The organism is Pseudomonas sp. HMSC063H08, from assembly GCF_001813645.1.
Lineage (GTDB): Bacteria > Pseudomonadota > Gammaproteobacteria > Pseudomonadales > Pseudomonadaceae > Pseudomonas > Pseudomonas aeruginosa.
Genome location: NZ_KV813458.1, coordinates 13,551 through 30,497, shown reverse-complemented (window position 1 = coordinate 30,497; position 16,947 = coordinate 13,551). Strand labels below are relative to the sequence as shown.

Genomic DNA, 16,947 nt, shown 5'->3' with positions numbered 1-16,947 from the left:
GGCACGGTGGTCAACGCCGTGGCCCAGGACCCTGCGGGCAATACCGGCCCGCAGGGCAGCACTACCGTGGACGCGGTGGCGCCGAACACGCCTGTGGTCAATCCGAGCAACGGCAACCTGCTCAACGGTACCGCCGAGCCGGGCAGCACCGTGACCTTGACCGACGGCAACGGCAACCCGATCGGCCAGACCACCGCCGATGGCAGCGGCAACTGGAGCTTCACGCCCGGCTCGCAACTGCCCAACGGCACCGTGGTCAACGTAACCGCGAGCGACGCCGCCGGCAATACCAGCCTTCCCGCTACCACGACGGTGGATTCCTCGCTGCCGTCGATCCCGCAGGTGGATCCGAGCAACGGTTCGGTGATCAGCGGCACCGCGGACGCCGGCAACACCATCATCATCACCGATGGCAACGGCAACCCGATTGGCCAGGTCACCGCCGACGGCAGCGGCAACTGGTCCTTCACTCCAGGCATCCCGCTGCCGGATGGCACGGTGGTCAACGTGGTAGCGCGCAGCCCAAGCAATGTCGACAGTGCGCCGGCGGTGATCACGGTGGATGGCGTGGCCCCGGCGGCGCCGGTGATCGATCCGAGCAACGGCACCGAGATAAGCGGTACCGCGGAAGCCGGTGCGACGGTGATCCTCACCGATGGCGGCGGCAACCCGATCGGCCAGGCCACCGCCGATGGCAGCGGCAACTGGAGCTTCACCCCGGGCACGCCGCTGGCCAACGGCACGGTGATCAATGCGGTGGCCCAGGATCCGGCCGGCAATACCAGCGGCCCGACCAGCACCACGGTGGACGCGGTGGCCCCGGCCACCCCGGTGGTCAACCCGAGCAACGGCAGCGTGATCGCCGGTACCGCGGAAGCCGGCGCCACGGTGATCCTCACCGACGGCGGCGGCAACCCGATCGGCCAGGCCACTGCCGATGGCAGCGGCAACTGGAGCTTCACCCCGGGCACACCGCTGGCCAACGGCTCGGTGGTCAATGCGGTGGCCCAGGACGCCGCCGGCAACACCAGCGGCCCGGCCAGCACCACGGTGGACTCGGTAGCCCCGGCCACCCCGGTGCTCGATCCGAGCAACGGTACGGTGATCAGCGGTACCGCCGAAGCCGGCGCCACGGTGATCCTCACCGATGGCGGCGGCAACCCGATCGGCCAGGCCACCGCCGATGGCAGCGGCAACTGGAGCTTCACCCCGGGCACTCCGCTGGCCAACGGCTCGGTGATCAATGCGGTGGCCCAGGACGCTGCCGGTAACACCAGCGGCCCGGTCAGCACCACGGTGGACGCTGTGGCCCCGGCCACCCCGGTGATCGACCCGAGCAATGGTGTCGAACTCAGCGGCACCGCCGAACCCGGCGTCCGGGTGATCCTCACCGATGGCAATGGCAACCCGATCGGCCAGACCCTTGCCGACGGCAGCGGCAACTGGACCTTCACGCCCGCCACGCCGCTGGCCAACGGCACGGTGGTCAACGCCGTGGCCCAGGACCCGGCCGGCAATACCAGCGGCCCGGCCAGCACCACGGTGGACACGGTGGCGCCGGCCACGCCGGTGATCAATGCCAGCAACGGCAGCGTGATCACCGGCACCGCCGAGGTCGGCGCCAAGGTGATCCTCACCGATGGCAACGGCAACCCGATCGGCGAGACCACCGCCGACGGCAGCGGCAACTGGACCTTCACCCCCGGCACGCCGCTGGCCAACGGTACGGTGATCAACGCCGTCGCCGAGGACGCCGCGGGCAACGCCAGCGGTCCGGCCAGCACCACGGTGGACTCGGTGGCGCCGTCCGCTCCGCTGCTGAGCATCAGCGCCGACGGCGCGCTGCTGACCGGCACCGCCGAGCCGAACAGCCAGGTGCGCATCGTGGTCAACGGCGACACCGCCAACCCGATCACGGTCACCGTCGACGGCGCCGGCAACTTCAGCCTGCCGTTCGCGCCGCCGCTGATCACCGGCGAGCTGATCGCCGGGGTTGCCGTCGACGCCGCCGGCAACGTCAGCGGGCCGGCCACCATCAACGCGCCGGACCTGGCGCCGCCGACCATCAGCGTGCCGGAAGCCGCCGATACTTGGATCAACGCCGCGGAGATCGGCGACGGCATCCAGGTCGATGTGACGGTCCGTCCGACCATGCAGGTCGGCCAGGTGGTCACGGTCAAGTTCGCCGGGCAGAACGGCTACGAGGCCGAGGTCAGCCATACCCTCACCGCCGGCGACATCGCCGCCGGCAACCTGACCCTGACCCTGACGCCTCCCGGCGGCATGGGCCCGTTCCCGGAGGGCGCCTCGACCGTCACCGCCGACATCAACGGCGGCACCGCGTCGACCCCGGTGCCGTTCACCATCGACACCATTCCGCCGGCGACCCCGGTGCTGTCCCTGGTCGGCAACATCCTGACCATCTCGGCGGAGCCGGGCACCGAGCTGACGGTCACCGTCGACGTCGGCGGGGTGACCGCCACCGCCACGGTGACCGCCGACAACAGCGGGCTGGCGTCGCTGAACCTGCTCACCGACCTGGATATCGACTTCAGTTGGGACCAGTTGCTCAATGCCCAGGTGTCGGTGGTCGGTCGCGACCCGGCCGGCAACCCGAGCAACACGGCGAGCATCGGCATCGGCACCAGCATCGAGCAACCGGTGACCATCGGTAACTTCGGCCTCGACGTCAGCCTCAACCCGCTGAACCCGCGTTTTGGTTTCAGCGGCACCACCGAGCCCAACTCCAGCGTGGTGATCCGGGTCATCACCCCGGCGTTGAACGTCGAATTGCTGCCGATCCAGGCGGACTCGTCCGGCAACTTCTCGCTGAACCTGCTGAGCCCGACCATCCTCACCCAGTTGGGGCTGAACATCACCGACATCCTCAACCTCGGCTCGCAGATCTCGTTCAACCTGGTGTCCACCGACAGCAACGGCAACGACAGCGCCGCCTACGGGATCACCCTGACCCCCAACGGACTGTCGCTCAACATCGGCCAGATCGATGTCAACGGTACTTCCGGCGACGACGTGCTGTCCGGCGCCAACGGCAGTTCGGAGCACATCAACGGCGGCGACGGCAGCGACCTGATCTTCAACGTGGGCACCGGCGATCACGTGGTGGCCGGCAACGGCAACGACACCATCCAGATCACCGCGACCGATTTCGTCAGCATCGATGGCGGCGCCGGGTTCGACACCCTGGTCCTGGCCAACGGCATCGACCTCGACTACAACGCCGTCGGCGTCGGCACGCTCAGCAACCTCGAGCGCATCGACCTCGGCAAGGGCGACTCGGGTAGCGTGCTGACCCTGACCGCGGCGGAGGTGGATGCCATCACCGATGCCAACAACACGTTGCAGATCACTGGTGAGAACAACGACACCCTGAACGTGGTGGGCGCGGTGAATACCGGTACCACGCAACTGATCAACGGCATTACCTACGACGTCTACACCTTCGGCAGTACCACCCTGCTGATCGAGGACAACACGGTACAGGTCGTGGTCTGATGCGCGGGCGCAGGCAGTACGCGCGCAAGGGACGGCGGCATGGGAAGGGAGCCATCTGGCTCCTTTCCCTGGGCCTGCCGATGTTCGCGTCGGCCATGCCCCTCGACCAGGCGGTCAGGGCAGGGCTGGCGATCCACCCGGAAGTACGATCCGCGATGGCCGAAGCGGACCGCGCAGGCACCGAGGTGGAGATGGCCAAAGGGGGGTACTACCCCTCCGTGACGATGTCCGGGGGGCCGCAGGAGTTCGACTTCGGCGAGATCGTCTACGATCTCACCGCGTCGCAGATGCTGTACGACTGGGGTCGGGTGACGAGCAAGGTCGACAGCGCCAGCGCGACCCAGCGCAAGCTGTCCGAGGCGGTGCTGGTGGCGCGCGACGACGCGGCGCTGGATATCGTCGAGACCTACCTCGACGTGCTCGCCTCGGAGCGCCGGGTGGAGGCGGTACGCGAACACATCCAGCGCCTCGACGGTATCCGCGAGATGACCCAGGCGCGCGGCGGCGACGGCTACGCCGACCGCAGCGAGCTGGATCGCGCCAATCTGGAACTGTCGCGGGCCCAGGAGCAGTTGTCGCTGGAGAAGGGCAACCTGCAGGACGCGCGCAACCAGTACGCGATCCTGGTCGGCCAGGAGCCCGCCGACCTGGTGGAGCCCGAGCCGATGTCGCTGCAACGCTACCTGGCGGCCAGCGATATGGCGCGGGTGATCCGCGAATCGCCTTTGCAGCGCAAGGCCCTGGAGGACGCCAATGTCGCCGAGGCCGAGGTCCGCGAGGCCAAGGCGTCGCTGCTGCCGCAACTGAACCTGGAGGCCAGCGCGCTGCGCCGGGAGATCGGCGGGCATCCGGAAAGCGACTCGGTGGTATCCCTGCGCTTCCGCATGGACACCTTCCAGGGGCTTTCCAACTTCCGCCGGCCGACCGCCGCGCAGCAGCGCCTGGAATCGGCGAAATGGAGCGCCGACGCGATGCAGCGCGACATCCGCCGGCAACTGCAGAACCTCTTCGACAACGGCGACACGCTGCGCTGGCGGGAACAGTCGCTGACCCAGCAGGTGACCGAGTCGGAGCAGGTCGGCGAGTTGTATCGCGAACAGTTCGAGGTTGGCCGGCGCGACGTGATCGACCTGCTCAACGTGCAGCGCGAGCGGTTCGAGGCAGAGCGGCAACTGATCAACCTGCGGATCGAACGCAAGCGCATCGAGTATCGGGCGGCCGCGCAAGTCGGCCTGTTGGGTCCGCTATTGGAGAACCGGCTGAATCATGGAAGCTGAGAAAACCCCGGATAACGTCGTGATCCTCAACCACGACCCCATCGTCGACCCGTTGCGCCAGGGCCTGCTGCTGCTCTGCCGGCAGCTCGGCCGGCCACTCGGCGACGCCGAACTGGTGGACGGCATGCCGCTGGAGCACGGTCGCCTGCCGTTGCACCTGGTGGCCCGCGCGTTGCGCCGCGCCGACATCACCGCCCAGGTCACGCGCCAGCCGTTGCGCCGGATCGACCGCTACCTGCTGCCGGCCCTGCTGCTGCTCGACGACGGCCGCGCCCTGGTGCTGGTGGGCAACGACGGCGAGCACGCCGAGGTGCTGGTGCCGCAGAGCGACGGCGGAAGCCAGAGGATGCCGCTGGCCGAGCTGGAAGCGCTGTACAGTGGCACGGCGATCTTCGCCAAGTGTCGCTACCGGCCGGACGGGCGGGTCGGCGACTACGCCAGCGCCTTGCCCGAGCACTGGTTCTTCGGCCCGCTCAAGCGGCTCTGGCGTTCCTACGCCGAGGTCACCGCCGCGGCGCTGGTGGCCAACGTCCTGGCGGTCGCCTCGGCACTGTTCGCCATGCAGGTCTACGACCGCGTGGTGCCCAACGCGGCGTTCGACACCCTGTGGATCCTCGCCAGCGGCGTGGCCCTGGCGATCGTCCTCGACGGGGTCCTGCGGATCATGCGCGGCCACCTGCTCAACGTGCTCGGCAAGCGCCTCGACCTGCAACTCTCGACCCTGCTGTTCTCCCGCGTGCTGAGCACCCGGGTCGCCGCCAAGCCGGCGTCGATGGGCGCCTTCAGTACCCAGGTGCGGGAGTTCGAGTCGGTGCGCGAGTTCTTCACCTCGTCCAGCGCGGCGCTGATCAGCGACCTGCCGTTCGTGGCGATCTTCCTGCTGATCATCGCCGTGATCGGCGGCCATGTGGTCTGGGTGCCGCTGGTGGCCTGCGTGCTGATGATCCTGCCGGGGCTGCTGACCCAGCGCCTGCTCGGCCACCTGTCGCGGCAGAACCTGCGCGAAGGGGCGATGAAGAACGGCGTGCTGCTGGAAGCCTTCGAACACCTGGAGACGGTCAAGGCGACCCGCGCCGAAGGCCGCTGCCTGCACCAATGGGAAACCCTGACCGGCGAACTGGCCGGCACGGCGATGAAGACCCATACCCTGGCCTCGACCCTGAGCTACTCGGCGAGCATCGTCCAGCAGCTCTGCTACGTCGGCGTGGTGGTCTTCGGCGTCTATCGGATCAGCGAGGGCGCGATGACCGTCGGCGGCCTGGTGGCCTGCTCGATCCTCGCCTCGCGGGCCATCGCACCGCTGTCGCAGGCGGCCGGCATCCTCGGTCGCTGGCAGCACACCAAGGTGGCGATGGAAGGCCTCGACCAACTGATGAGCGCCGAGCAGGAGCGCCCCCAGGGCAAGCGCTTCGTGCACAAGGAGCGCCTGCAGGGACATTACCGCCTGGAGGGCGTGCGCCTGGCCCACGGCGACAGCCCGCCGGTGGTCGACGTGCAGGCCCTGAACATCCGCGCCGGCGAGCGGGTGGCGCTGCTCGGCAGCAACGGCGCCGGCAAGTCGACCCTGCTGCGCCTGCTCAGCGGCCTGCTCGACGCGCAGGCGGGACGCCTGCTGCTGGACGACGTCAGCCTGACCCAGATCGACCCGGCCGACCGCCAGCGCGGTATCGGCTACCTGCCGCAGGACGTGGCGCTGTTCCATGGCAGCCTGCGCGACAACCTCAACCTGGAGAACGCCGCGCTGGGCGACGAGGAACTGCTGGAGACCCTCGACGGGGTCGGCCTGGGCGCCTTCGTCCGCGGCCACCCGCTGGGGCTGGACATGCCGATCCAGGGCAACGCCAGCCTGTCCGGCGGCCAGCGCCAGGCCGTCGGGCTGGCCCGGGTGCTGCTACAGGACCCTCCGATCCTGCTGCTCGACGAGCCGACCGCGGCCTTCGACCAGGGCAGCGAGAAACAGGTCATCGACTACCTGCAGCAATGGCTGGGCAAGCGCACCCTGGTCATCACCACCCACAAGAAAAGCATGCTCGCCCTGGTCGAGCGTGCGGTGGTCCTGCGCCAGGGCAGGGTGATCATGGACGGCCCGCTGGAGCAGGTGGTGCAGGGCAACCAGGTACAGGCACCGCAGGCCGCCGAAGGAGGCAACCATGGACTCTGAACGCGACGCCGCCGCCCTGCGCCGGCAACTGGCCGACCCGTTGCTGGCGGCTACCCACCCGGTCTACCGGCCGCTGCTCTGGACCCTGCTCGGTTGCGTGCTGCTGTTCATCGGCTGGGCGGCCTGGGCGCAACTGGACGAGGTGACCCGCGGCGACGGCCGGGTCGTGCCGTTCAGTCGCATCCAGAAGATCCAGAGCCTGGAGGGCGGCATCCTCGACCGCCTGCTGGTGAAGGAGGGCGACCTGGTGGAAGTCGGCCAGCCGCTGGTGCGCCTCGACGAGACGCGCTTCCTCACCAACTTCCAGGAGTCGGCGAACCAGGCCAGCGTGCTGCGCGCGGCCATTGCCCGGCTCGACGCCGAGGTGCTAGGCAAGAAGAGCATCGAGTTCCCGCCGGACGTCGATCCCGAGGGGCCGCTGGCGCGTTCCGAACGCGAGCTGTTCAAGTCGCGCCGCGACAAACTGGTGGAGGGCACCCAGGCGATCCAGCGGCAGATCCACCTGGCGCAGAGCCAGCTCGACCTGGTTCGCCCGCTGGTGGCCAAGCGTGCGGTGAGCCAGATGGAGGCGCTCAAGCTGAGCCAGGACATCGCCACCCTCAGCGGCAAGCTGACGGAGCTGAAAAGCACCTATTTCCAGGATGCCTATACCGAGCGCGCCCAGCGCAAGGCCGATCTCAGCGCCCTGGAACCGATCGTCCAGCAGCGCCAGGACCAGTTGCGCCGCACCGAGATCCTGTCGCCGGTGCGCGGGCGGGTGAACACCGTGCTGATCAACACCCGCGGCGGGGTGATCCAGCCCGGCGAGCCGATCATGGAAGTGATCCCGGTAGAGGAGCGCCTGCTGGTGGAGGCGAAGATCAAGCCGCGCGACGTGGCCTTCCTGGTTCCCGGCATGCCGGCCAAGGTGAAGATCACCGCCTACGACTACACCATCTACGGCGACCTCAAGGGCACCCTGGAGCAGATCAGCGCCGACACCATCGAGGAGGAGACCCCGCATGGCAAGGAGTCCTACTACCAGGTGCTGATCAAGACCGATGGCAGCCAGCTGAAGCGCGGCGAGGAGGTATTGCCGATCATTCCGGGGATGGTTGCCGAGGTGGACATCCTCAGCGGCAAGCGCAGCGTGCTCAACTACCTGCTGCGGCCGCTGATCAAGGCGCGCCTTTACTGAGGCGTGCAGGACAGGCCCCGGTCGGTGGGAAACGTGCCAGCCGCTTCCCTGTAACCGTGGCGAGCTACGTAGGCGGTGGCGCTGGTAACGCTGCCCGGGCGGGCGCACGCTAGGCGTCGCGCCGAGCTGCGAGGCGCTGTCGGGTCCTGGCGTCGAGTAACTCGCGCAGGGTCTTGAACAGCGGTGCGCGATCGGTATAGCGACGGCCGTAGTCGAGGTTGAAGGCATAGTCGAAGTCCGCCGGATTGTCGCCCTGGGTGTGCTGGAGCAGGGTTTCCAGCTTGTCCAGCGCTTTCACTGCCAGGGCTTCGGCGGTCTCGCCGCGCTCGTATTCGTCCCACAGGGCGAGCAGGCGATCGCGCAGCGGCGTGTCCAGATGACGGGTCAGCTGCAACAGGTCGGCGCGTTCCTGTTCGCCCTTGTCCGGGTGCGCCGCTTGCTCGACGGCGGGGATGTCGCCGTGGATCGCTTCGCCGAGGTCGTGGACCACGCACATGCGCAGAACCTTGCCGAGGTCCAGGCCGGCCAGTTGGTCCTCGAAGGCCAGTGCCATCAGGCAAAGCCGCCAGCTATGTTCGGCGGTGCTTTCCGGGCGGCCGGAGGAGGTGTGCGCGGAGCGCAGGACGTCTTTCAGGCGTTCGGCTTCGCGGAGGAATTCGAGGCGGTTGCTCAGCAGTTCGAGGGACATGGCACGGGCTCCGCTACCGGTGAAACGAGCCTGCAAGCCTAGGCGCGGCGGTGCTGAAGGTCCATGGATAAAATATCCGCGGCGACGTTCAGAGGGTTTCCACCAGGCGTACCGCGCGTCCGTCCGAGAGGGTCATGCGGGTCCAGCGGCAACGGCTGCGCCGGATCGGCACGATGGCCGAGGCGTTCGCTCCGCTGGCGAACTCCAGCGCCGGCGGTGCCAGCAGTTCGCGCCAGCCGAGTTCCTCGAGGGTGGCTTCCTGGCGGAGGATTTCCTCGCTGCAATAGGGCCAGAGCGAACGGTCGAGCAGTTCGCCGAGGGGTACGCCGAATTGCGCGGCGCGTGCCGGCGAACAGGCCAGCAGGCGATGGGTGAGGTCGCAGATCAGGTGCACGGGTTGCGGGTTGGCCTCGACCAGGCGGGCCAGTGCCTGGTCGGCGGCGCTTTCCAGGCGGGCGCCGAGCAGACGCTCCAGGCGTGCCCGTTCCTCCACCAGCAGCGCCTGGGTACCGGACTCCCAGCGCGAGATGGTCGATTGCGCCACGCCGAGCAATTCGGCGGCATGCGTTTGCTTGACCCGGTGCAGCAGGCGCCAGCGACGCAGGGCGGGGCCCAGGGACGAAGAGGGGAGAGGCTCGGTCATGCTTGGCTACGCGGGCGCGAATGGACGCTGAAGTTTGCGCCCGACGCCGGGCGGAGGCAAATCGGCGCGACACCGGGGCGACCCGTATGGTCGGCGGCGAACCTCGGAGGGCCGCCCGCGCCGCGCCGGCAGCCGTGGAGCTGCCGGCGGGCGTCTCGCTCAGGCCTTGGCGAAGGTGGTGGGGAAGGGCAGGTTGTACAGGCGTTGCCCGGTGGCGGCGAAGATCGCATTGGCCAGCGCCGGGCCGATGGGCGCCACGCCGGGTTCGCCGACCCCGGTGGGCGCTTCGCCGGAGGGCACGATGTGCACTTCGACCTTGGGCATCTCGGCGATCCGCAGCACCTGGTAGCCGTCGAAGTTGTTCTGCTCGACCTTGCCGTCCTTCAGGGTGATCGCGCTGTGCAGGATCGCGCCGAGGCCGAAGCCGATGCCGCCCTCCATCTGCGCGGCGATCACGTCCGGGTTGATCGGGATGCCACAGTCCACCGCACAGACCACCCGCTCGACCTTCAGCTTGCCGTCCTTGTCCACCGAGACCTCGACCACCTGGGCGACGAAGGTCTTGAATGCCTCGGTCACCGCGATCCCGCGCCCGCGCCCGGCGGGCAGCGGCCTGGATGGGTCCCAGCCGGCCTTTTCCGCGGCCAGTTCGAGCACGCCGCGCAGGCGCGGCTGCTCTGCCAGCAGGTCGCGGCGGAACAGATAGGGGTCCTTGCCGGCGGCCTGCGCCGCCTCGTCGATGAACGCCTCCACCGCGTAGACCGTGTGCGAGCTGCCGACCACCCGCCACCACAGGACCGGCACGCCGACCTGGGTGGTGCTCAGCTCGACCGAGACATTGGGCACCGCATAGGGCAGGTTGGCGGCGCCTTCCACCGAGGTGGCGTCGACGCCGTCCTTGACCATCACCGCGGCGAACGGCGTGCCTTCCAGGATCGACTGGCCGACGATGCGATGTTGCCAGCCGACCAGCTTGCCGTCGGCGTCGAGCCCGGCTTCGAGCCGGTGGTAGTACATCGGCCGGTAGAAGCCGCCGTGGATGTCGTCCTCGCGGGTCCATTGCAGCTTCACCGGCACGCCGTTGGCGCCCAGCGCCTTGGCGATCGATACCGCCTCGACGATATAGTCCGACCAGGCGTTGGCGCGCCGGCCGAAGCTGCCGCCGGCGTAGAGCGTATTGATCTTCACCTGCTCCGGCTTCAGCCCGGCGGTGCGCGCCGCGTTGCCCTGGTCGACGGTCTGGAACTGGTCGCCGGCCCAGATCTCGCAGCTGTCGGCGGTCAGCCTGACCACTGCGTCCAGCGGCTCCATCGGCGCATGGGCAAGGAACGGGAACTCGTAGCTGGCGGCGATCCTGCGGGTCGCCCCGGCCACCGCCTTGGCGGCGTCGCCGTCCCTGCGCGCGGGCTTGCCGGGTTGCTCGGCGAGCTTGCGGTACTCCGCCATCAGCGCCTCGGAACCACGCTTCTCGGCCTTGCTCTCGTCCCACTCGACCTTGAGCGCGTCGCGGCCTTGCTTCGCCGCCCAGAAGCCCTTGGCGACCACCGCCACGCCGTGCGGCACCTGGACCACCTCGACCACCCCCGGAATCGCCCTGGTCGCCGTGGCGTCGAACGATTTCACCGTAGCGCCGAACAGCGGCGGGCGCTGGAGCAGGGCGACCAGCATGCCGGGCAGGCTGACGTCGAGGGTGAATTGCGCACTGCCGTCGGTCTTGCCGGGAACGTCGACGCGCGGCGCCTGGTGACCGATCAGGCGGAAGTCCTTGGGATCCTTCAATTGCACTTTTTCCGGCACCGGCAGTTCCGCCGCCGCAGCGGCCAGCGAACCGTAGCTGGCCTTGCGCTGGCTGGTCGGATGTTCGACGAAGCCGTCGCGGGTACGCAGTTCGGCGGCTGGTACCTGCCACTGGCGGGCGGCGGCCTCGACCAGCATCGCGCGCGCCTTGGCCCCGGCCTCGCGCAATTGCATCCAGGAGTTGGCCATCGCCGAACTGCCGCCGGTGCCCTGCATGGTGCCGAAGGCCAGGTTGGCGTAGCGCTTGGCGTCGGCGGGCGCGCTTTCCACGCGGACCTTGCTCCAGTCCGCGTCGAGTTCCTCGGCGACGATGGTGGCGATACCGGTATAGGCGCCCTGGCCCATCTCCACGTGCTTGGCGATCACCGTGACACTGTCGTCCGGGGCGATCCGCAGGAAGGCGTTGGGCGCGAAGCCGGCGTCCGGCAGGGCCGCGGCGAGGGCGCGCCGGGCTCCGCTCCACTGGAAGCCGATGGTCAGGCCGACCACCGCGGCGCCTTTGAGGAAGCCGCGGCGCGAGCCGGGCAGGGCGTTGCTCAGATCGATCTTGCTGTTCATGGCGTCAGGCCTTCAGGGTGTCGGCGGCTTCGTGGATGGCGGCGCGGATCCGCACATAGGCGGCGCAGCGGCAGATGTTGCCGTTCATCGCGGCATCGATGTCGGCGTCGCTGGGGCTGGCGTTCTGCTCCAGCAGCGCGGTGGCGGACATGATCTGGCCGGACTGGCAGTAGCCGCACTGCGGTACCTGGAGCTTGACCCAGGCGTTCTGCACGGCCTTGCCGGGCTTGCTCTGGATACCCTCGATGGTGGTGACGCGCTTGCCGGCGACCGCGGAGACCGGCAGCACGCAGGAACGTACCGCGGTGCCGTCCAGCTGCACGGTGCAGGCGCCGCACTGGGCCATGCCGCAGCCGAACTTGGTGCCGTGCAGGCCGGCGCTTTCCCGGATGGCCCAGAGCAGGGGCATGTTGGGATCGACGTCGAGGGTGACGTTCTTGCCGTTCAGGACGAGCGAGGTGGGCATGCTGATTCTCCACGGAAAGGCCCGGGCAGGGCGTTATCTCTTATCAGGCAGGGATGCATCGGGCGAAGTGTGCGCGAAGGACGAAACGGACGCCTTGCACGATCCTGCGAAAGTCTAGATCAATCCTGCCGAGCGTCCCGGCGGGCGCGGCGCGGAAACGCGGCGAAACAACTCCGTCGGCGCAGGCGTTCACCCAGCTTCGGCAACGCGCTAGGATCGCTGCCGTCGGTGACTGACGCCCGCCCGGGCGGCACGCACTTTCAGCCGGAAGCGGGACGACCCGTTTTCCCTCTTTCATTGCGCGGGGACGACCCTGCAGAGAGGCTGAAAATGGCGTGGATCTATCTCTTGCTCGCCGGTGTCTTCGAAATCGTCTGGGCCACGGCCATGAAGGAGTCGGCCGGCTTCACCCGCCTGTGGCCGAGCCTGGTCACCCTGCTGTTCATGATCCTCAGCTTCGGCCTGCTGGCCGTTTCCATGAAAACCCTGCCCCTCGGCACGGCCTATACCATCTGGGTCGGCATCGGTGCGGTCGGCGCCTTCGCCCTGGGCATCCTGCTCTTCGGCGAAAGCCCGAGCCCGTTGCGGCTGCTGGCGGTGGGGCTGATCGTGGCCGGCATCGTCATTCTCAAGCTGGCGACTCGCCAGGGCTGAGGGGTGACCACCATGTACGCATCCTTCGCTCCCGCGACCTGGGCCTTGCTCGCCTACCTCTTCGGCGCGCTCGCCCTTTGCCTGCTCATGCTGGGGTTGGGCCGGGTGCTGGGCGGCCGGTCGCATGGCCGGGCGAAGAACCTGCCGTTCGAGTCGGGGGTTGATTCCACCGGCTCGTCGCGCTTGCGCTTCTCGGTCAAGTACGCGTTGGTCGCCATGCTGTTCGTGATCTTCGGCATCGAGATGCCATTCCTCTACCTCTGGGCGGTGTCGCTGCGGGAGAATGGCTGGGCGGGTTTCGTCGAGGCGACGCTGTTCGTCTCCCTGCTGCTGGTCGGACTGTTCTACCTGCACCGGGTCGGCGCCCTCGACTGGTCGCCGGAGCGCCGGCGGAAAAAGCCGCACGACTAGTCGTGGAGGATCACCAGCAGGTAGCGGCAGGCTTGCCCGGCGGTGGCGAAGGTCACCGCGCGGTCGACGCCGAAGTCCAGGCGGTCGCCGCGTTGCAGGTGGAACGACTGCTCGCCGTAATCCACCCGCAGCGCACCCTCGACCAGCCACAGGCGCTGCCGGTAGGGCCGGCCGCCCCAGCGGGGATAGTCGAGGCGGGCGTTCGCCGGGATCTCCACTTCCACCATCTCGCAGCCGCTGCGCGGATCGCGAGCGCCGACCTGGCGGCGGCGGTAGCCGCTGGCCGGGTCTTCCCACACTTCCTGCTGCGCGCGCCGGCAGAGCGGTTCTGCCGGCGCCTGCGTGTCGCCGAGCAGCTCGGAGAGGGCGACCCCCAGGCCGCTGGCGAGACGGCCGAGGACGCTGGCGGTGGGGCTGCTTTGGTTGCGCTCGATGCGCGAGATCATCGCCTTGCTCACCGCGCAGCGTTCGGCCAGCTGGGCGAGCGTCAGCTCGCGCTCCTTGCGCAGGGCGGCTAGGCGTCGGGCAATCAGTTCGTCGATATCCATGAGTGGCCCTGGCGGATTTTTCTCGTCCATGATAGTCACTGTCCAATATATTGGAAATTCGATCTTGCATTGGAGCTTGCCCGCGATGACCGAACCGACGATTCGCCGCCTGGCTGGCGAGGAGATCCTGGCGCGCCTGGACGAACTGGCCGAGGTACTGCTGGACTGCGTGGAAGGTGGGGCTTCGGTCAGCTTCATGTGGCCGTTGCCGCGGGAGCGGGCGCTGGCCTTCTGGCACGGCGTCGGCGAGAGCGTGGCGGGCGATGAACGCCTGCTGCTGGTGGCGGAAGCGGAGGGGCGGATCGTCGGTACCGTGCAACTGCTCCTCGACCAACCGCCGAACCAGCCGCACCGCGCCGACGTGGCGAAGATGCTGGTGCACCGGCGTGCGCGTCGGCGCGGCATCGGCGAGGCGCTGATGGGCGAGCTGGACCGGCTCGCCCGGGCCTGCGGCAAGTCCCTGCTGGTGCTGGACACGGTCAGCGGCAGCGCCGCCGAACGGCTGTACCTGAAGACCGGCTGGACGCGGGTCGGGGAAATCCCGGACTACGCCCTGATGCCGGACGGCACGCCCTGTCCCACCACCTATTTCTACAAGCGCCTGGCTGCTGCCGGCTGACCGAAGATGCCGGCGTTCCCAGGGCAGGCCGGGTAGAATCGGCGGATGCGAGAGATTCGGGGTCGATGGTGGAGTTACTGCAAGGGTTCGTCCTGACCCGGCACTGGCGCGATACGCCGGCCGGCACGGAAGTCGCGTTCTGGCTGGCCACCGAGCAGGGCCCGCGGCAGGTGCGGCTGCCGCCGCAGCCGTCGGTGGCGTTCGTCCTCGCCGAGCAGCGCGGGCGCGTCGAGTCCCTGCTCGCCGGGGAGACTGGCGCCGAGCTGCGGCCGCTGGCGCTGCGCGACTTCCAGCAGCGGCCGGTGCTCGGCCTGTACTGCCAGCAGCATCGCCAGCTGATGAATCTGGAGAAACGCTTGCGCCAGGCCGGCGTCGAGGTGTTCGAGGCCGATATCCGGCCGCCGGAGCGCTACCTGATGGAGCGCTTCATCACCGCGCCCGTCAGCCTGGAGGCGAGTGTCGAGGCCGACGGCAGCCTGCTCGCCCGGCGCCTGAAGCCGGCTCCGGACTATCGCCCGCGCCTGCGCCTGGTGTCGCTGGACATCGAGACCAACGCCCGCGGCGATCTCTACTCCATCGCCCTGGAAGGCTGCGGCCAGCGCCAGGTATACATGCTCGGCCCGGCCAACGGCGATGCCGCGGCCGTGGATTTCCGCCTCGACTATTGCGACAGCCGTGCCGGGCTGCTGGAACGTCTCAACCAGTGGCTGGCCGAGCACGATCCCGACGCCATCATCGGCTGGAACCTGGTGCAGTTCGACCTGCGCGTCCTGCATGAGCATGCCCAGCGCCTGAAGGTGCCGCTGCGCCTGGGGCGTGGCGGCGACGAAATGGGCTGGCGCGAGCACGGCAGCCGCAACAACCACTTTTTCGCCGCGGCGGCCGGCCGCCTGATCATCGATGGCATCGAGGCGCTGCGCTCGGCGACCTGGAGCTTCCCCTCGTTCAGCCTGGAGAACGTCGCCCGGACCCTGCTCGGCGAAGGCAAGGCGATCGACAATCCATACCAGCGGATGGACGAGATCGATCGCATGTTCGCCGAGGACAAGCCGGCCCTCGCGCACTACAACCTGAAGGACTGCGAACTGGTGACGCGGATCTTCGCCCGTACCGAACTGCTCGACTTCCTCCTCGAACGGGCCACCGTCACCGGCCTGCCGGCGGACCGCAGCGGCGGCTCGGTGGCGGCCTTCACCCACCTGTACATGCCGTTGATGCACCGCGCCGGCTTCGTCGCCCCGAACCTCGGCGAGAAGCGCCCGGAAGCCAGTCCCGGCGGCTTCGTCATGGACTCGCGGCCGGGCCTCTACGAATCGGTGCTGGTGCTCGACTACAAGAGCCTGTATCCGTCGATCATCCGTACCTTCCTGATCGACCCGGTCGGCCTGGTGGAAGGCCTGCGCCAGCCGGACGACGAGCACTCGGTGGAAGGTTTTCGCGGCGCCCGCTTCTCGCGTACCCGGCATTGCCTGCCGGCCATCGTCGCACGGGTCTGGGAGGGCCGCGAGGCGGCCAAGCGCGAACGCAACCAGCCGCTCTCGCAGGCGTTGAAGATCATCATGAACGCCTTCTACGGGGTGCTGGGTTCCAGCGGCTGCCGCTTCTTCGACCCGCGCCTGGCCTCGTCCATCACCCTGCGCGGGCATCGGATCATGCGCCGTACCCGCGAGCTGATCGAGGCCGAGGGCTATACGGTGATCTATGGCGATACCGACTCCACCTTCGTCTGGCTCGGCAGCCCCCGCGCCGAGGAGGAGGCCGCGGCCATCGGCCGGGCGCTGGTGGCGCGGGTCAACGACTGGTGGCGCGAGCACCTGAAAGAAGAATTCGGCCTCGACAGCGCCCTCGAGCTGCAATTCGAGACCCATTACCGGCGTTTTCTCATGCCCACCGTGCGCGGCGCCGAGGAGGGCAGCAAGAAACGCTACGCCGGCCTGGTGCGCCGCGCCGACGGTGGCGAGGAGATGGTCTTCAAGGGCCTGGAGACCGTGCGCACCGACTGGTCGCCGCTGGCCCAGCGCTTCCAGCAGGAACTCTACCTGCGCATCTTCAATCGCCAGCCCTACCAGGACTACGTGCGCGATTACGTACGACGGACCCTGGCCGGCGAGCTGGACGACCTGCTGGTCTACCGCAAGCGCCTGCGCCGGCGCCTCGACGATTACCAGCGCAACGTGCCGCCGCATGTGCGCGCGGCGCGCATCGCCGACGACTACAACCTCGAGCGCGGGCGCCCGCGGCAGTACCAGAGCGGCGGCTGGATCAGCTACGTGATCAGCGTCGCCGGTCCCGAGCCGCTCGAGGCGCGGCGTTCGGCCATCGACTACGAGCACTACGTGGGCAAGCAGTTGCAGCCGGTGGCCGACGCCATCCTGCCGTTCGTCGGCGATGATTTCGCCACTTTGGTCGACCGGCAGATGGCACTGTTCTGA

The 16,947-nt window shown here is 68.7% G+C and carries 13 protein-coding genes; 8 read left to right on the top strand and 5 right to left on the bottom strand.

The window, feature by feature from the left end; genetic code table 11:
- The 4 genes from HMPREF2924_RS15930 to HMPREF2924_RS15915 all read left to right on the top strand — a co-directional run.
- A partial coding sequence (locus HMPREF2924_RS15930) for an Ig-like domain-containing protein (protein ID WP_256567960.1) occupies positions 1 to 3,516 on the top strand: 3,516 nt, incomplete at its 5' end.
- Positions 3,516 to 4,793, top strand: coding sequence for a TolC family protein (locus HMPREF2924_RS15925; RefSeq protein WP_003102743.1), 1,278 nt, complete (start codon positions 3,516 to 3,518; stop codon positions 4,791 to 4,793). The genes HMPREF2924_RS15930 and HMPREF2924_RS15925, both read left to right, overlap by 1 nt.
- A complete protein-coding gene (locus HMPREF2924_RS15920; protein ID WP_003132730.1) occupies positions 4,783 to 6,954 on the top strand; it encodes a type I secretion system permease/ATPase in 2,172 nt (723 codons plus the stop codon). The genes HMPREF2924_RS15925 and HMPREF2924_RS15920 overlap by 11 nt, the downstream gene beginning before the upstream one ends.
- Complete coding sequence (locus tag HMPREF2924_RS15915) at positions 6,944 to 8,131, top strand: beta-barrel domain-containing protein (RefSeq protein ID WP_003132729.1); 1,188 nt, start codon at positions 6,944 to 6,946, stop codon at positions 8,129 to 8,131. The genes HMPREF2924_RS15920 and HMPREF2924_RS15915 overlap by 11 nt, the downstream gene beginning before the upstream one ends.
- A gap of 109 nt (positions 8,132 to 8,240) precedes the next feature.
- Here HMPREF2924_RS15915 and HMPREF2924_RS15910 read toward each other — a convergent pair whose 3' ends face one another.
- The 4 genes from HMPREF2924_RS15910 to HMPREF2924_RS15895 all read right to left on the bottom strand — a co-directional run bounded on the left by HMPREF2924_RS15910 (position 8,241) and on the right by HMPREF2924_RS15895 (position 12,283).
- A complete protein-coding gene (locus tag HMPREF2924_RS15910; RefSeq protein ID WP_003110488.1) occupies positions 8,241 to 8,819 on the bottom strand; it encodes an HD domain-containing protein in 579 nt (192 codons plus the stop codon).
- Between the two features lie 88 nt (positions 8,820 to 8,907).
- Entirely contained in the window at positions 8,908 to 9,462 is a 555-nt protein-coding gene (locus tag HMPREF2924_RS15905) for a helix-turn-helix domain-containing protein (RefSeq protein WP_003132728.1), read from the bottom strand.
- A gap of 159 nt (positions 9,463 to 9,621) precedes the next feature.
- A complete protein-coding gene (locus tag HMPREF2924_RS15900; protein ID WP_023094771.1) occupies positions 9,622 to 11,817 on the bottom strand; it encodes a xanthine dehydrogenase family protein molybdopterin-binding subunit in 2,196 nt (731 codons plus the stop codon).
- Positions 11,818 to 11,821: 4 nt separating this feature from the next.
- Positions 11,822 to 12,283: a (2Fe-2S)-binding protein gene (locus HMPREF2924_RS15895; RefSeq protein ID WP_003088117.1), complete on the bottom strand. Its 462-nt coding sequence runs from the start codon at positions 12,281 to 12,283 to the stop codon at positions 11,822 to 11,824.
- A gap of 330 nt (positions 12,284 to 12,613) precedes the next feature.
- Between HMPREF2924_RS15895 and HMPREF2924_RS15890 the strand changes: the two genes are divergently transcribed.
- Together HMPREF2924_RS15890 and ndhC are read left to right on the top strand one after the other, a co-directional pair.
- Positions 12,614 to 12,937: a DMT family transporter gene (locus HMPREF2924_RS15890; protein ID WP_003102734.1), complete on the top strand. Its 324-nt coding sequence runs from the start codon at positions 12,614 to 12,616 to the stop codon at positions 12,935 to 12,937.
- A 12-nt stretch (positions 12,938 to 12,949) separates the two neighbouring features.
- Positions 12,950 to 13,348, top strand: coding sequence for an NADH-quinone oxidoreductase subunit A (gene ndhC, locus HMPREF2924_RS15885; RefSeq protein WP_003088123.1), 399 nt, complete (start codon positions 12,950 to 12,952; stop codon positions 13,346 to 13,348).
- Here ndhC and HMPREF2924_RS15880 read toward each other — a convergent pair.
- Complete coding sequence (locus HMPREF2924_RS15880; protein WP_003132721.1) at positions 13,345 to 13,896, bottom strand: helix-turn-helix domain-containing protein; 552 nt, start codon at positions 13,894 to 13,896, stop codon at positions 13,345 to 13,347. The two genes, ndhC and HMPREF2924_RS15880, sit on opposite strands and share 4 nt — an antisense overlap.
- Before the next feature lie 85 nt (positions 13,897 to 13,981).
- On the opposite strand from HMPREF2924_RS15880, the gene HMPREF2924_RS15875 reads away from it, so the two are divergent.
- Both HMPREF2924_RS15875 and HMPREF2924_RS15870 read left to right on the top strand, forming a co-directional pair.
- A complete protein-coding gene (locus HMPREF2924_RS15875) occupies positions 13,982 to 14,515 on the top strand; it encodes a GNAT family N-acetyltransferase (protein ID WP_003110485.1) in 534 nt (177 codons plus the stop codon).
- A gap of 68 nt (positions 14,516 to 14,583) precedes the next feature.
- Positions 14,584 to 16,947: a DNA polymerase II gene (locus HMPREF2924_RS15870; protein ID WP_003122806.1), complete on the top strand. Its 2,364-nt coding sequence runs from the start codon at positions 14,584 to 14,586 to the stop codon at positions 16,945 to 16,947.

Bases quoted from the DNA above. Each gene is read 5' to 3' on its own strand.
- HMPREF2924_RS15925 (WP_003102743.1), top strand. From the start codon at position 3,516: ATGCGCGGGCGCAGGCAGTACGCGCGCAAGGGACGGCGGCATGGGAAG.
- HMPREF2924_RS15920 (WP_003132730.1), top strand. From the start codon at position 4,783: ATGGAAGCTGAGAAAACCCCGGATAACGTCGTGATCCTCAACCACGAC.
- HMPREF2924_RS15915 (WP_003132729.1), top strand. From the start codon at position 6,944: ATGGACTCTGAACGCGACGCCGCCGCCCTGCGCCGGCAACTGGCCGAC.
- HMPREF2924_RS15910 (WP_003110488.1), bottom strand. From the start codon at position 8,819: ATGTCCCTCGAACTGCTGAGCAACCGCCTCGAATTCCTCCGCGAAGCC.
- HMPREF2924_RS15905 (WP_003132728.1), bottom strand. From the start codon at position 9,462: ATGACCGAGCCTCTCCCCTCTTCGTCCCTGGGCCCCGCCCTGCGTCGC.
- HMPREF2924_RS15900 (WP_023094771.1), bottom strand. From the start codon at position 11,817: ATGAACAGCAAGATCGATCTGAGCAACGCCCTGCCCGGCTCGCGCCGC.
- HMPREF2924_RS15895 (WP_003088117.1), bottom strand. From the start codon at position 12,283: ATGCCCACCTCGCTCGTCCTGAACGGCAAGAACGTCACCCTCGACGTC.
- HMPREF2924_RS15890 (WP_003102734.1), top strand. From the start codon at position 12,614: ATGGCGTGGATCTATCTCTTGCTCGCCGGTGTCTTCGAAATCGTCTGG.
- ndhC (WP_003088123.1), top strand. From the start codon at position 12,950: ATGTACGCATCCTTCGCTCCCGCGACCTGGGCCTTGCTCGCCTACCTC.
- HMPREF2924_RS15880 (WP_003132721.1), bottom strand. From the start codon at position 13,896: ATGGATATCGACGAACTGATTGCCCGACGCCTAGCCGCCCTGCGCAAG.
- HMPREF2924_RS15875 (WP_003110485.1), top strand. From the start codon at position 13,982: ATGACCGAACCGACGATTCGCCGCCTGGCTGGCGAGGAGATCCTGGCG.